This is a genomic window from Faecalibacterium sp. Marseille-Q4896 (genome assembly GCF_017377615.1).
Classification (GTDB): Bacteria; Bacillota; Clostridia; order Oscillospirales; family Ruminococcaceae; genus Faecalibacterium; species Faecalibacterium taiwanense.
In genome coordinates, this window is the sequence record NZ_JAFREG010000003.1 from 133,082 (window position 1) to 146,886 (window position 13,805).

At 58.3% G+C, this 13,805-nt stretch carries 12 protein-coding genes and 2 tRNA genes; 9 read left to right on the forward strand and 5 right to left on the reverse strand.

Going from position 1 to position 13,805, the window contains the following annotated elements:
- Positions 1–97 precede the first annotated feature (97 nt).
- Together J3348_RS06855 and J3348_RS06860 are read right to left on the reverse strand one after the other, a co-directional pair.
- A complete protein-coding gene (locus J3348_RS06855) occupies positions 98–883 on the reverse strand; it encodes a hypothetical protein (protein WP_154255669.1) in 786 nt (261 codons plus the stop codon).
- Positions 883–2,253, reverse strand: coding sequence for a citrate synthase (locus J3348_RS06860; protein ID WP_118526256.1), 1,371 nt, complete (start codon positions 2,251–2,253; stop codon positions 883–885). Before J3348_RS06860 ends, J3348_RS06855 begins: the two co-directional genes overlap by 1 nt.
- Positions 2,254–2,499: 246 nt before the next feature.
- On the opposite strand from J3348_RS06860, the gene spoIID reads away from it, so the two are divergent.
- The gene (gene spoIID, locus J3348_RS06865; RefSeq protein WP_207698628.1) at positions 2,500–3,504 is read left to right on the forward strand and encodes a stage II sporulation protein D; all 1,005 of its coding nucleotides are present in this window, start codon (positions 2,500–2,502) and stop codon (positions 3,502–3,504) included.
- A 53-nt stretch (positions 3,505–3,557) separates the two neighbouring features.
- On the opposite strand, the gene J3348_RS06870 is transcribed toward spoIID, so the two are convergent.
- Complete coding sequence (locus tag J3348_RS06870) at positions 3,558–4,577, reverse strand: alpha-hydroxy-acid oxidizing protein (protein ID WP_005945594.1); 1,020 nt, start codon at positions 4,575–4,577, stop codon at positions 3,558–3,560.
- 247 nt (positions 4,578–4,824) lie between these two features.
- On the opposite strand from J3348_RS06870, the gene J3348_RS06875 reads away from it, so the two are divergent.
- From J3348_RS06875 to J3348_RS06885, 3 genes are all read left to right on the forward strand, one after another.
- Positions 4,825–4,916: transfer RNA gene (locus J3348_RS06875), tRNA-Ser, on the forward strand.
- A 130-nt stretch (positions 4,917–5,046) separates the two neighbouring features.
- Positions 5,047–5,138: transfer RNA gene (locus J3348_RS06880), tRNA-Ser, on the forward strand.
- Between the two features lie 116 nt (positions 5,139–5,254).
- Positions 5,255–6,130, forward strand: coding sequence for a hypothetical protein (locus J3348_RS06885; RefSeq protein ID WP_242702904.1), 876 nt, complete (start codon positions 5,255–5,257; stop codon positions 6,128–6,130).
- A 63-nt stretch (positions 6,131–6,193) separates the two neighbouring features.
- Here J3348_RS06885 and J3348_RS06890 read toward each other — a convergent pair whose 3' ends face one another.
- A complete protein-coding gene (locus J3348_RS06890; protein ID WP_154260283.1) occupies positions 6,194–6,922 on the reverse strand; it encodes a 4Fe-4S dicluster domain-containing protein in 729 nt (242 codons plus the stop codon).
- Positions 6,923–7,008: 86 nt separating this feature from the next.
- Between J3348_RS06890 and J3348_RS06895 the strand changes: the two genes are divergently transcribed.
- Complete coding sequence (locus tag J3348_RS06895) at positions 7,009–7,659, forward strand: Crp/Fnr family transcriptional regulator (protein ID WP_207698629.1); 651 nt, start codon at positions 7,009–7,011, stop codon at positions 7,657–7,659.
- A gap of 71 nt (positions 7,660–7,730) precedes the next feature.
- Here J3348_RS06895 and J3348_RS06900 read toward each other — a convergent pair whose 3' ends face one another.
- Positions 7,731–8,540, reverse strand: a complete 810-nt coding sequence (locus J3348_RS06900; RefSeq protein WP_207698630.1) for an RICIN domain-containing protein — start codon at positions 8,538–8,540, stop codon at positions 7,731–7,733.
- Positions 8,541–8,913: 373 nt separating this feature from the next.
- Between J3348_RS06900 and J3348_RS06905 the strand changes: the two genes are divergently transcribed.
- From J3348_RS06905 to J3348_RS06920, 4 genes are all read left to right on the forward strand, one after another.
- Positions 8,914–10,296, forward strand: coding sequence for an MATE family efflux transporter (locus J3348_RS06905; protein ID WP_242702905.1), 1,383 nt, complete (start codon positions 8,914–8,916; stop codon positions 10,294–10,296).
- Positions 10,297–10,437: 141 nt separating this feature from the next.
- The gene (locus J3348_RS06910) at positions 10,438–12,057 is read left to right on the forward strand and encodes a DUF5046 domain-containing protein (RefSeq protein WP_120080059.1); all 1,620 of its coding nucleotides are present in this window, start codon (positions 10,438–10,440) and stop codon (positions 12,055–12,057) included.
- Positions 12,058–12,080: 23 nt separating this feature from the next.
- A complete protein-coding gene (locus J3348_RS06915; protein ID WP_097775289.1) occupies positions 12,081–13,082 on the forward strand; it encodes a substrate-binding domain-containing protein in 1,002 nt (333 codons plus the stop codon).
- Positions 13,083–13,166: 84 nt separating this feature from the next.
- A complete protein-coding gene (locus tag J3348_RS06920) occupies positions 13,167–13,754 on the forward strand; it encodes a transporter (protein ID WP_097781646.1) in 588 nt (195 codons plus the stop codon).
- Positions 13,755–13,805: the final 51 nt, after the last annotated feature.

Sequence of the window (13,805 nt, forward strand, 5' to 3'; positions counted from 1 at the left end):
AACAAGACATTCACTGCATTTTTTGCTTTTGTACGATTTTAATTCCTTTCATTCCCTGCTTTTCGGCAATTGCGCCAACAGAGTGCCAACATTTTTGTCAGCTCTCCCCGTTCAAGCAGGCTGTAACGCACGCTCCGCCAATGCCGCCCACGCAGCAAAGGCCCAGTCCGGCAAAGATCTCCGGCCAGACAGCCGGTGCGGCCCAGCTCAGGCCGCTCATCAAAACCAGTACATAGGGCAGCTGCCAGCACAGGCAAAGTGCAAATGCGGCAAGCCCGGCTGCGCACAGTGTTTTGCCATTGCCCGGCTGCGGGACATGCAGCGCCCGGGCCAGCGCTGCCAAAAACACCAGTGCCGCAAGCGCCTGCCACACCGCCGCTGTAGGGGTCACGCGGTGCCAGCTGGAGCTGTTCTCCATAAAGCGCAGCAGCACGTTCCAGTAGAACAGCAGACTGCCCGCCACGGCCAGATACAGCCCGCCAAAGGGCTTTTTCCACTCGTTGGGGCTGAGCCAGCAGCGGCCCATGGTGCTGAGCCACGCGGAGCACAGGCATTCCAGAATGCACCGCACAAAGCCGCCCAGACCGGAAGCTGCGCCCAGCGCGATCTGTGCACCCGCTGCGGCCAGAAAACATACTGCACCGACAAAAGCCAGAATACCGGCCAGCGGCCTGCGGCTACGCACCGCTTCCGAGCGGGAAGGCTGTGTACGGCCCACAAGCACTGCAGCCAGCACCACGATACCCAGTGCCAGATAGCGCCACCACACCGAGCCGACCACGCACAGACCGGTAACGGCATCGGTGCCAAAGGCAAGGTCTGCCGCGCGCAGCACGCCCAGCAGAATGCTCAGGATAAAAACGAACAAAACAGAAGGATTCATCAGCGTTCCTCAATCGGCTTATATTTCTGGCGCACGCCCAGATACTTGTAAGCGGGACGAATGATACGGTTGGCGAATACCACCTCTTCCACGCGGTGTGCACACCAGCCGGGCACACGGGCAATGGCGAACAGCGGGGTGTAGATATCCTCAGAGATGCCCAGCATGTTGTAGATCAGGCCGCTGAACAGGTCCACGTTGGCGCACACCGGCTTGGTGCTGCCCTTTTCCTCGGCAAAGATGCCGGGGGCCAGCCGTTCGATGCTGCACAGCATATTATACTCTTCCTCAAAGCCTTTGTCGTAGGCCAGATGGCGGGCGCGCTGCTTCAGGATCACCTCACGAGGGTCGCTGATGGTGTACACCGCGTGGCCCATGCCGTAGATCAGGCCGGAGCCATCGCCCGCCTGCTTGCGCAGGATGCGGCGCAGATACTCGCGCACCTCATCGTCGTCCTCGGGGTTTTCCACATGCTTGAGGATATCCTTCAGCTGACGGTTCACCATCAGGTTGGCACCGCCGTGCTTGGGGCCCTTCAGTGCACCGATGGCCGCCGCGATTGCAGAGTAGGTATCGGTGCCGGAGGAGGACAACACACGGGTGGTAAAGGTGGAGCAGTTGCCGCCGCCGTGGTCGGCGTGCACCAGCAGGCACATATCCAGCAGCTTTGCTTCCTCGTGGGTGAACTTCTGGTCCGGACGGTAGGTGCTGAGGATGTGCTCTGCCGTGCTCTGGCCGGGCTTGGGTAGGTGGAAGAACATGCTCTGCTTATCGTAGTAGCGGCGCTTCATCTGGTAAGCGTTCACCATCATGGTGGGCATGCTGGCGATCAGATTGATGCTCTGGCTCAGGATGTTCTCCAGACTCAGATCCTCGGCGTGCTCATCATAAGAGTAAAGGCCCAGCACGCAGCGCTGCAGCTTATTCATGATATTGGGCGAGGGGGCGTTCATGGTGTCCATGAAGCCTTCCGGCAGGGCGCGGTGCTCTGCCAGGATCTCACAGAAATCGTCCAGCTGCTCCCGGTTGGGCAGACTGCCGAACAGCAGCAGCCAGATCACCTCTTCAAACACAAAGCGGTCATTGCGGTAGGCCTCGTCCACGATCTCGTTGATGTTCACACCGCGGTAGATCAGCTTGCCGGGAGTGGGGATCACATGGCCTTCCTGATCCTTTTTATAGCCCACAACGTCGCAGACGTTGGTCAGGCCGGCCAGCACACCGGTGCCATCCGGGTTGCGCAGGCCGCGCTTGACCCCCAGACGTTCGCTCGTCTCCGGATCGATGTAGTTGTTGGCAACATATTCCTCACACAAAGTCCGCATCGTGTTCGGGTCCAGCGTTGCCACCTCCGAATGTGCAAAATTCATAAGGGGAATTCTCCTTTCATCCTATTTATATACTTTCCCGCCCACCCTCAATGATGGGTATAATTCTATATTATCGCTTTTGACGAGTAAATTCAAGCATTAACTTCACCGTTCAGCGCACAAAAAGCCGGTTTGGTGCTTTTTTGCGCTTGCACCACAAAAGGTTTTTTCCCTGTTTCGCATCTTTTTTCAGGGTATATCCGGTATTCTGATTAAAAAAACACCGCTGTCGGAGGGTTTGGGACTATGAAAAAGTTTTTTCTGCCAATCTTTGCGGTCCTGCTGGTGCTGGGCAGCATTCTGCCGCTGGCTGCCTACCGGGTCACACGCGCCGTGCTCAGCGGGGCAGAGCCCGCATCTTCTGCCGTATCTTCGCCTGCAGCATCTGCGCAGCCGCCAAGTGCCGTGCCTTCTGCGGATGCCGAGACCTTTCTGGTGGAGGATCAGGCCACCGGACAGGTGCTGGAGCTTTCCCGTCAGGAATACGTTCTGGGTGCTGTCGCCGCCGAGATGCCGGTGAGCTGGCCGGACGAAGCGCTCAAGGCACAGGCCGTTGCCGCCCACAGCTATGCGCTCTACTGCCGGGACCACACCACCCTGCAAAGCGGCGCTTGGCTCACTGCCGACCCAGCCCGGCGGCAGGGCTGCCTGACCGAGCCGGTGCTGCGCAGCTACTGGGGCACCGCCTACGAGCAGAATTACGCCCGCCTCTCCGCCCTTGTGGACGAGGTCTTGGATGAGATACTTTATTATGAGAACGCTCCTGCCTGCGCCAGCTACTTTGCCATTTCCAATGGGCAGACCGAGGCCAGCGAAAATGTATGGGGTTCCGCCCTGCCCTACCTCATTTCAGTGGACAGCAGCACCGACCGTTCCGCTGACAACTACGAATACACCGTCACCTTTTCCGCAGAGCAGGTGCAGCAGGCCCTTGCAGGCCTTGGCATTTCTGCCGACCTCGCCGCGCCGGAGGGCTGGTTCGGCCCGGCAGCGCTGACCAGCGCCGGATACACAAAAACCGTCACGGTCTGCGGGCAGACCGTTTCCGGCACGACCCTGCGCCGGGCGCTGGGCCTGCGCAGCACATGCTTTACGGTACAGTACCAGAGCGGGAATTTCAGCTTTACCACCCGGGGTTACGGCCACGGCGTGGGCCTGAGCCAGTGGGGCACAAAGGCCATGGCGGAGCAGGGCAAAAGCTATGCCGATATTCTGGCGCACTACTACCCCGGCACGCAGCTGCAAGGATGAAAAAGCGGCCCGCACCGCAAAGGCACAGACCGCTTTTCTATTCACTCTTTTTCTTATACCCGCACCATATCCGGGGTGATCTCGGCCAGAGAATGCGCACCGCACATCTGCATGGTGTCAGCCAGCTCACCGGCCAGCTTATCAATGTAGCACTTCACGCCTTCCTCGCCGCCGCCATACACAGCCGTGACGAACGGGCGGCAGATCAGCACGCCGTCTGCACCCAGTGCCAGTGCTTTGAACACATCCACACCGGTGCGGATGCCGCCGTCCACCAGGATCTTCACGCCGGTGCCCTTGAGGGCTGCTGCGATCTCCGGCAGCACCTCGGCAGTGGCCGGGCACTGATCCAGCACGCGGCCGCCGTGGTTGGACACCACGATAGCAGCCGCGCCGGCTTCCTTTGCCTTCAGTGCGCCCTTAACGGTCATAACGCCCTTGACGATGAAGGGGCGCTCGGCCAGCTTGACGATCTCGGCAAGCTCTGCCACGCTCTTGCTGCCTGCGGGCGGAGTCATGTTCTTCAGGAAGGGCAGACCGGCTGCGTCCACATCCATGGCCACGGCAAAGCAGCCGCTGGCCTTGGCCTCGGCCATCTTTTCCTTAATGGTATCAATGTTCCAGGGCTTGATGGTGGGCACGCCGCAGCCGTTTGCTGCGCCAATGGCCTTGGTGGCCATCTCCATAACGGTGGGGTTGGTGCCGTCGCCGGTAAATGCAGCGATGCCGTTCTCTGCACAGGCGCGCACCAGCACATCATTATAGGTCATATCGGTATAGGCTTCGGAGTAGTGCAGGTTCACAGCACCCACCGGGCCTGCAAAGAACGGGTACTTGAAGCTCTTGCCAAACAGCTCAATATGGGTGTCCGGGGTGCCGCCCTCGCACAGGGTGTCCATGTTCACGCGGATCTCGGCCCACTTATTATAATTGCGGATGGCCGTATCGCCCACACCCTTGGCACCGGGGCCGGGGATCTGGTTTTTGCAGGCCACGCCGTTGCACACCGGGCAGGCCTTGCAGTATTTGCCAATGCACTCACGGGCATTGGCCAGCACTTCAGGATAAGTCATAAGAAAGCATCCTCCTTTTTTATTCCACTCTGCGGCCGCAAAGATTTCCCGCCGCAGTACTCTCCTGCTTCATCATAGTCCGGTTCAACCGCTTCGTCAAGGGTTTTTGCTGCATCCCTGAATTTTTTGCCGTTTTTTGCCTGCACAGAGATGTCGTTTTGAAAAAAACCATTTTTTTCAAAAAATCCTTGACAAAAGCGGTTCTTTCAGGTATTATAGTGTGGCGCTACGGCGTACAACCGAATATGGAAAGATGGCTGAGTTGGTCTAAGGCGCACGACTGGAAATCGTGTAACGTGTCAAAAGCGTTCTGGGGTTCGAATCCCCATCTTTCCGCCAGAAATCCGAAACCTTACGGTTTCGGATTTTTTGTTTTATCTTCTCATTTTTCATTTTAAAAAAAAAAGTGCTTGACAAATGCGCACCTTTCAGGTATTATAGTGTGGCGCTGCGGCGTACAACCGAATATGGAAAGATGGCTGAGTTGGTCTAAGGCGCACGACTGGAAATCGTGTAACGTGTCAAAAGCGTTCTGGGGTTCGAATCCCCATCTTTCCGCCAGAAATCCGAAACCTTACGGTTTCGGATTTTTTGTTTTTCCAGCGCTTCCCTGTTCTGCCTTGACTTTTGTCCGCTGTTCCGCTATGCTGAATAAAACATCTGAGGGAGGATTTTTTATGGCATCTTCCAAACGAAAAAAGCACGGCGTGGGCTATGTGGTCCTGATTGCAGTGCTCATCCTTGTACTGCTTGCAGTCGTGGCCGCTGCAACCGGGTACAGTCTGATAGCCCGCCGGGTGAAAGCGCTGCAGGCAGGCGCGGCCTTTACCTTTGATTATGAGATCACATCCACAGCCGATTCCCCTGCCCTTTACACCATCCTGCAAAAGACAGGCTCCACCAAGGGCACCGTCAACGGCCTGTATGCGCCGGACGCACTGCAGCTGAGCATCTCGGCCCCGGATGCCGTTATCCCGGCAGGCCCGCTCACCCGGGTGTATATCAGCAGCAGCGAGACCTTATACGATGTCGGGCAGCTGTACAAAAATATCCGCTCTTCCATCACCGGCAGCTACCCGCTGGCGAGCCTTCTGCTGCCGGACTGGAGCCTTGGCAGTTATATCTCGCAGGCCCAGCTGGCAAGCCTGCTGGGTGTGGACACCACAGCCACCAGCCTGCAGGACATGACCGAGTTTGAGCTGCCGCAGAAAAAGCTGCAGCGCGTACAGCCGGAAGGCGCAAAGGACGGCTACCTTTATTTTCAGCTGGATACCGGTGATGCCAGCGCCAATGCACCGGTACTTGTTATCGGGCTGGAAAAGAGCAGGTTCTTTGCGGATGCCATCCCGGTGCACATCCTGCTCACCATCCCGGAACACGGGGTCAGCATCCAGCTCACTGGCACCGTGAGTGCCCAGACCGTGGTGCTCACTGCTCCCACATCCCGCATGAAGGACGAAGACATCCAGACGCTGGTGCAGATCCGCGATACCATCCAGAGCGTGCTGCAGTTCGTGCAGACCGCTGCCAACAGCGTACAGAACGCGGGCTGATCTTTCCGCAAACATCAAAAGCCAGAAACGGCAGCAGTCGTTTCTGGCTTTTGTTCTGTCATTTTACCGGTCGAGGATGCGGCCATCGGTGGAGAAGGTGACTACATTCCACGGGATGAACTTGCCGCTGTTCTTCAGAGCAGTGATGGCAGCGTGCTCCAGCCCGCCGCAGCAGGGCACCTCCATGCGCAGCACCGTCACGCTCTTGATATCATTGCTGCGGATGATCTCGGTCAGCTTTTCGCTGTAATCCACAGCATCCAGCTTCGGGCAGCCGATGATGGTCACATGGCCACTCATGAACTCCTCGTGGATATTGGCGTAGGCATAGGCGGTGCAGTCGGCGGCGATCAGCAGCTTGGCACCGTCAAAGTAGGGCGCGTTCACCGGCACCAACTTGATCTGGCAAGGCCACTGTGCCAGCTGGGACTGCATGGGCACTGCGGCTGCGGCAGGTGCGGTCTGCTCACGGTGGAACTGTTTCATCATGCTGCCCGGGCAGCCATGGAACGCCGGTGCGGCGGGCTGTGCCTGCTGCTGGGCGGCAGCGGCCTTTTTCTGCTTGTTTTCCAGCACAGCCTGCTCGTCATAAGCGGCGGCTTCGCGCTCGGTAAAGGTGATGGCACCGGTAGGGCATCCGGGCAGGCAGTCGCCAAAGCCGTCGCAGTAGTCGTCCCGCATCAGCTTGGCCTTGCCGTTCACAAGGCCGATGGCACCCTCGTGGCAGGCGGTGACGCAGGCACCACAGCCGTTGCATTTTTCTTCGTCTATATGAATGATTTTGCGGATCATGGAAAAATCCTCCTTGCTTTGATGTTCTGAGTATACTATAATCAGACCGTGCTTTCGGTTGTTATAACCACAGAAAGAGGATTTTTATGAAAAAGATCGCGTCGCCCCTGTTTCAGGATCTTTCAGAAGCCGAGCTGGATACCCTTGCCGCTGCCGGGCACCTGCGCACCCGGCAGTTTGCAAAGCACGAGGTCATCTTCCACGCCGGAAGCTGCGTGCGGGAGATCGGCATTGTGCTGCGTGGTTCCGTGCACATTGAAAATCTGGATCTCTGGGGCACCAAAAGCATCCTGAGCAGCGTAGGTGCCGGGCAGGCCTTTGCCGAGACCTACGCCTTTTGCGGTGAGGCCTTGATGGTGGATGCTGTTGCGGCCGAACATTGCGAAATACTGTTCCTGCACACTGCCGCCCTTACCGATGCGCGGATCGAGCCAGCACTGCAGGACAAGCTGCTGCGCCGCCTGCTGGCGGTGTCCATGCGCAAGAACCTCAGCCTTTCGCAGCGCATCTTCTGCACAACGCCCAAGACTGTGCGCGGACGGCTGCTGACCTATTTTTCCGCACAGGCAGCACGCTGCGGCAGGATGGCGTTCGAGGTGCCCTTCAACCGCCAGCAGATGGCCGACTACCTCAATCTGGACCGCAGCGCCCTCTCCAAAGAGCTGTGCAAAATGCGGGACGAAGGTTTGCTGGAATTTGATAAAAACCGCTTTGTTTTAAAGCAGCTTCCAGAATAACCAAAAGCGCCCGCCGGGCAGGGCTGGACCTCCGGCGGGCGCTTTCATTTTAACAGGTCAACAGAACGAGATCAGACCGTCTCCTTCTTCTTGCGGGGTGCGCACTTGCGCTTGGGCTTCTCCGCAGCGGGCTTTTCCTCTGCAGGTACTTCTGCCTTTGCAGGCTCTGCTTTTTCGGCAGCCTTGGCGGCGGTCTTTTTTGCAGCGGTTTTACGGGCAGGCTTTGCGGGCTTTTCTGCCGGTGCTGCGGTCTCTGCCTTCCCCTCTTCTGCAGCTTCTGCCTTGGCGGCAGCCGCCTTTTGGGTGGTGCGGGGCTTGCGGGCCGCAGTCTTCTTGGCCGGTGCCTTTTCTGCAGCGGGTGCAGCTTCAGCGGAAGCCTCCACAGCAGGCGCCTCGGCCTTCTTTGCGGCACGCTTTGCGCGCTCCTTCACCTCGGCAATGGTCCACAGCTGGTCATCTGCGCCGGACACCTCCTGCCAGATCTGCAGCACAGTGCCAACCGCAGCGCCCATGCCAACGGTGTCCACGCACTTGCCGCCGGCCCAGGAAGAGCGCAGGCGTACAGTTCCTTCCGGGGTGGGCTGAACGGTCCACATCTGAGAGGTGCCGCCCACATCCTCCCACAGGTGCAGCCAGGTGCCGTTGGCGGTGCCGGTCATGGTCAGGTCCAGCAGCTTGCCGGATGCGCGGTTGCGGATGCGGTAAACGCCGTCACCCACGCGGATAAAGCTCCACTCCTGCTCAGGCTTATGCTCGTACTTGCCCAGACGGACGGTACCGGCTTCCTTGGTGCCCTCCACGGCCTGAATGACGTTGCCGGTGTGCGCGGCAATGGTGTAAAAGTGATCGGCTTCGATCACGGTCTGTGCAACAGTTTTCATGGTTTGTTCCTCCTATGGATCGCAGCCGCCCGGCTCTGCCTGCGGCTGCCGCTTGTATTTTGTATGCAGCCTGTACAGATGCACAGGCTCTTTTGTTTCCCTTATGGTAAATGATACCACATATCGTGATTTTCTACAAGCAATTCGACCAGCCTTTAGCAAAACAGACAAAAACAGTCAAGCTTTCCGTCCGTTTTTCTCCCGCTCCATGGGCATTTCAGGCACCATTCTGTACCGGTTCGGCTCTCGACTTTTTGCCGCAGCTGCGTTATACTATGGAACGTGCATCCCGTGCACACATTCAAATTATCTGCCGCTCTGCTGCTGGGCGGCTTTTCTTGACCTATTCCTTATGATAAAAGGAGGTTCTTTCATGTCAGCAGACGAGCTCAACATTCAGCAATACAAAAAAATGACCGAGACACCCATTCCAAAGCTGATCCTCGGTCTTGCCGCCCCTACCATTTTAAGTATGCTCATCACCAGCATCTACAACTTGGCCGATACCTTTTTTGTGGGCCAGATCTCCACCAGCGCTTCCGGTGCGGTGGGCATTGTTTCCAGCCTGATGGCCATTATTCAGGCGCTTGGCTTTACACTGGGCCACGGCTCCGGCACCATCATCAGCCGCAGCCTTGGCAGCCGGAACACTGAGGCTGCCACCCGCTTTGCTTCCACCAGCTTTTTTACTGCTCTGGCCGTTGGCGTGGTGCTGGCCGTTGTGGGCCTTGCCACTCTGCCCAGCTTCATGATGCTGCTGGGCAGCACCGAGACCATTCTGCCCCACGCCTGCGCTTATGCACGGCCCATCCTCATTGCAGCCCCGCTTATGATCTCCAGCCTTGTGATGAACAACATCCTGCGCTATGAGGGCAAGGCGAACTTTGCCATGATCGGCCTTGTGACCGGCGGCGTGCTGAACATTGTGCTGGACCCCATCTTTATGTTCGGCTTGGGCCTTGGCACCGCCGGTGCAGGCATTGCTACGGCTCTCAGCCAAAGCATCAGCTTCTGCATCCTGCTGTCCATGTTCCTGCGGGGCAAAACCGTCAGTCAGTTCCGTATTGCTGCCGTCACCCGTGAAGCGCGGGAGTTCGGTATGATCCTGGTGGGCGGCGCGCCCAGCTTTGGCCGTCAGGGCCTGCAGAGCATCGGCGGCATGCTGCTGAACATTGCCGCCCGCAGCTACGGCGATGCCGCTGTGGCCGGCATGAGCATCGTTTCCCGCATTTTCATGTTCATCATTTCGGTCGCCATCGGCGTAGGACAGGGCCTGCAGCCGGTAGCTGCCTTCAACTATGGTGCACGCAAGTTCCGCCGGGTGCGGCAGGCGGCCATCTTCACCATGGGTGCAGCCTTTTGTATGCTGGTGGTGCTGGTGAGCCTGTGCTGGGTCAACAGTGATGCCCTCATCCGCCTGTTCCGTGATGACCCGGATGTTACCGCCGTGGCGCTGCCCGCCTTCCACTATCAGTGCCTTGCCATTCTGCTGCAGCCGGTCATTGTGGTGGCAAACATGACCTTCCAGAGCGTGGGCAAAGCCGGACGCGCCACCTTTCTGGCCTGCTGCCGTCAGGGCGTGTTCTTTATCCCGCTCATCCTCATTCTGCCCCGCACTTTCGGCCTTGTAGGCGTAGAGATCTGCCAGCCCATTGCGGATGCGCTCACCTTTATTGTTTCCCTGCCGTTCCTGCTGGCCTTCCTCAAGCAGCTGGACCGGATGGACGATGCTGAAAAAGCCAAAGCACAGTCCTGAAAGTCTGTCATAAAACTGTAATCAACAGCCGCGTTTTCCTGCAATGGAATGCGCGGCTGTTTCGTATTATAATTGAACTGGAAAACCTTTCCGGCTTTCTTTTAAACTTTGTTCCTTTCCATACTGTAAGGAGTGATCTTTATGAAGCGTAACGTTTGCCGCATAGGCAGCTCTGCTGTATGCGCTGCCCTGTGCCTTACCCTTGGCTGCAGCTGCAGCGTGCTGCCGCCCGCTTCCGGCAAGCCTGCTGCTCCTGCTTCCTCAGTGCCCACCGATGCACACGGGGATCCGCTTTACGACAGCTCCCGGCTGGACGACGGAAAGCTGCGGATGCTTTACGGTTACGACAATTCCGGCGGTGCCTGCACCGTTCTGTGCGGCAGCAAGGTGCTGTACCAGTCCTTCCGCAGCGAGAACGTGAACCTTCTGCAGGACACCGTGACCGGTGAGACCAACTACTGGTTCCGCACCTGGGCCGACCCGGACGCTTATTGCGGACGGCGCAGCGGCCTGTTTGACAAAGACGGCAATGAAGTCATGACCTTTGAGGGGGAGCAGAACGCCTCCATGCAGAACGGTCTGCTGGTGCTGCAGGAAGCCCACGCCGTGAACGGCAGCTACGAAAACGGCTACGACGATTACGGCACCTGTCAGGTGATCGACCTTTCCACCGGCGAACGTCTGCCCGTGCCGGATGGCGCATACCGCTGCATCGTGTGCGGGGACAGGCTGGTGTTCACCTGCTATGCCCGCCCAGCAGACCTTGCCGAGGACGCATGGGACGATGAACCCGCCCTGCACAGCTGGGTCATTATACAGACGAAGGACGGTACACAGACTTACGGCGCAGATGCCACTACTGCCCTGAGCCTTTCCTATGCACCGGACAACCTGACCGACTGGGTGGAGCTGGACACCTGCCACGCCAGCGGCGAACCAACGGACGAAACGCTCTATAACCCCGCCACCGGCGAAGGCTTCACCGGCTTCCGACAGGTATGCGGCAGCGGCACCGCCTGCTTCGAGACCAGCGATGGCCGCTACGAGCTGCGGGATCTCGCCACCGTGGACCGCACCCTCATTGGCACCTTCGACGACCAGCCCAGCAGCTATTTCCCGGGCTATGTGGTCACATGGCGCACGAGCGGCGACTTCGGCTATGATCTGCACGACCTTGTTACCGGTGAGGTGACGCCGCTGTACGCTTCCAGCGTCATGAGCGACACCATCGCCCTTTACTATGAGGACGGACGGTTGAAGGTGTTCAACACCGAAACCGGCGATTTGATCACTGATACCACCGTGGAGCCAGTGGAGGGCCAGCAAAGCGTGATGATGGATAACAAGGGTGACGGCTACGTCTGGCTGGAGCTGCGGGATAACGATAACTTTGAGACCACCGCCACCCGCGTGTACGGCCCCGAGGGCCTTGTCTCCGACCTGACCCATCTGCAGGACAAGTACTATGCCCTGAACTATCTCATCACCACACCGGAGGGCAGGCCGCTGTACTGTGGCAACGCCAATGCGCCCAGCAGCAACGGCTCAATGTGTGACGTGCTGGATGAAAACGGCAACATTGTGTTCTATGGCCTTGGCAGCTGCTACAGCTACTACGACAACAGCCTGAACCAGCTGCCAGAACACGTGTTCGTTGCAAAACGCGGCTTTTACTACGGCTGGATGGACACGAACGGCAAATGGCTTTACTGCCAAAGCATCTTCTCTTCCATCAACGCCGACGATGAAATGGGCTACTGAGCCAGACTTTGGAGGAACGCCTTATGAAAAATGCTAAAATTTCCCGCCGCAGCTTTCTGCTTGGCCTTGCCGCCTGCTCTGCCGCAGGCATTCTCACTGCCTGCAAGGGGGATGACACCCCCGCCAGCAGCGCTTCCACCTCGCCGGAAGCACCCGCTTCTTCCGTGAGCGAGCTTGAACCCATCGGGTTGTTTACCGTGGAAGATTTTCCCAAGCTGGACGGCAGCACTGCCTGCATCCCGCTGATGGCCCAGATGATGGCCGATACCACCGGCATCGATCTGGAAGTAGCCCAGAGCGGCATTTCGGTCAGCACCACGGCCTATGCGTGGGAAAACTTCGGCCTGTACCCGGATGAGGAGTACACTGCCAGGATGCTGGTGGTCTACGAAGCGCCGGACTACGTAAAGGAAGAGCTGAAAGAAGCAAACGCCCAGCTGGAACAGAAACCCATTGGCCGGGACGCACTGGTGTTCATCGTGAACGAGAACAATCCGGTCAAGAGCCTGACCCGGCAGCAGCTGAAGGATATCTATGCCGGTAAGATCACCAACTGGAAGGAAGTGGGCGGCGAGGATCTTGCCATCGTGCCCTTCCAGCGGGGCGAAGACTCCGGCAGCCAGACCCTGTTCCGCAAGCTGCTCATTCAGGGCGGCGAACTGATGGACCCGCCCACCGAGCTGGCTCCCGCCGCCATGGGTGAGCTGGTGGACAGCATCGCCGCCTACAACAACAGCGCCAATGCCATCGGCTTCTCGGTCTACTACTACATCGACCAGATGTACTCCCAGCCCGGCCTGCGTCTGCTGGCCGTGGACGGCGTGACCCCTTCCAACGACACCATCGCCAGCGAAAGCTACCCGCTGTGCAACGAGTTCTATGCCGTTCTCCATGCGGACGCTGCCGCCGACAGCCCGGAACGCCAGCTTTACGACTGGCTGGATACCGCCGCCGGACAGGACTGCATCAAAAAATCCGGCTATGTAGCGGTGGCACCCGCCACTGCAGCGAACAGTGCCGTCTGATCTTCCAGCAATTGACAGCTTTCTGCATTTCTGTTACAATATTACACATGAATGTTGAAACTTTTTTGCAAAGGAAGGCTCAATATGGACAATTCCTCCTCCCATGTGGAAAGCCGCTGGCGCACCCAGCTGCGCAACCGCATCATTCAGGCGTCCAGTCTGCTGGAAATTTTGCTCTCCGGCCTTGTGCTCATCGGCCTGCTGCTCAGCGCTGTGCCGCTCATCAAGTGGATGCCTGGCCTGCTGTTTGACGGCAACGAAGTGGAGATCCGCATTTTTCTGGAGCGGAGCCTTGACATCGTGATCGGCATCGAGTTCATCAAAATGCTGGCCAAGCACAGCCCCGGCAGCAGTCTGGAAGTGCTGCTCTACGCCATTGCCCGTCATCTGGTAGTGGGCCATGACTCGGCAGTAGAAAACCTGCTCAGCGTGGGAGCCATCGCCCTGATTTTTATTGTGCGCAAGTTCTTCTTTGTGCCGGCCTTTGGTGCCCACCTGCCGGACGGCCATCCGGCACCGGATCTTTCACCTCGCCAGAGCGGCATCCCCGCCGATGCGTTTCTCTCCCGCCTGAAGGAGCGCGCCAAGGCCGAGGTGGCCGAGGCCATTCCTTCCGAAGAAGAGACTTTTGACGAGTACGATTTTGAGCAGGCCGCCCCGGAACCAAAATAACATAAACAAAAATGCCCCGCAGCACTGCCGGAAAACCAGCAGGCTGCGGGG

What these genes read in the sequence shown, in the direction of transcription:
- J3348_RS06855 (WP_154255669.1), bottom strand. Translation starts at nt 883, where the DNA reads ATGAATCCTTCTGTTTTGTTCGTTTTTATCCTGAGCATTCTGCTGGGC.
- J3348_RS06860 (WP_118526256.1), bottom strand. Translation starts at nt 2,253, where the DNA reads ATGAATTTTGCACATTCGGAGGTGGCAACGCTGGACCCGAACACGATG.
- spoIID (WP_207698628.1), top strand. Translation starts at nt 2,500, where the DNA reads ATGAAAAAGTTTTTTCTGCCAATCTTTGCGGTCCTGCTGGTGCTGGGC.
- J3348_RS06870 (WP_005945594.1), bottom strand. Translation starts at nt 4,577, where the DNA reads ATGACTTATCCTGAAGTGCTGGCCAATGCCCGTGAGTGCATTGGCAAA.
- J3348_RS06885 (WP_242702904.1), top strand. Translation starts at nt 5,255, where the DNA reads ATGGCATCTTCCAAACGAAAAAAGCACGGCGTGGGCTATGTGGTCCTG.
- J3348_RS06890 (WP_154260283.1), bottom strand. Translation starts at nt 6,922, where the DNA reads ATGATCCGCAAAATCATTCATATAGACGAAGAAAAATGCAACGGCTGT.
- J3348_RS06895 (WP_207698629.1), top strand. Translation starts at nt 7,009, where the DNA reads ATGAAAAAGATCGCGTCGCCCCTGTTTCAGGATCTTTCAGAAGCCGAG.
- J3348_RS06900 (WP_207698630.1), bottom strand. Translation starts at nt 8,540, where the DNA reads ATGAAAACTGTTGCACAGACCGTGATCGAAGCCGATCACTTTTACACC.
- J3348_RS06905 (WP_242702905.1), top strand. Translation starts at nt 8,914, where the DNA reads ATGTCAGCAGACGAGCTCAACATTCAGCAATACAAAAAAATGACCGAG.
- J3348_RS06910 (WP_120080059.1), top strand. Translation starts at nt 10,438, where the DNA reads ATGAAGCGTAACGTTTGCCGCATAGGCAGCTCTGCTGTATGCGCTGCC.
- J3348_RS06915 (WP_097775289.1), top strand. Translation starts at nt 12,081, where the DNA reads ATGAAAAATGCTAAAATTTCCCGCCGCAGCTTTCTGCTTGGCCTTGCC.
- J3348_RS06920 (WP_097781646.1), top strand. Translation starts at nt 13,167, where the DNA reads ATGGACAATTCCTCCTCCCATGTGGAAAGCCGCTGGCGCACCCAGCTG.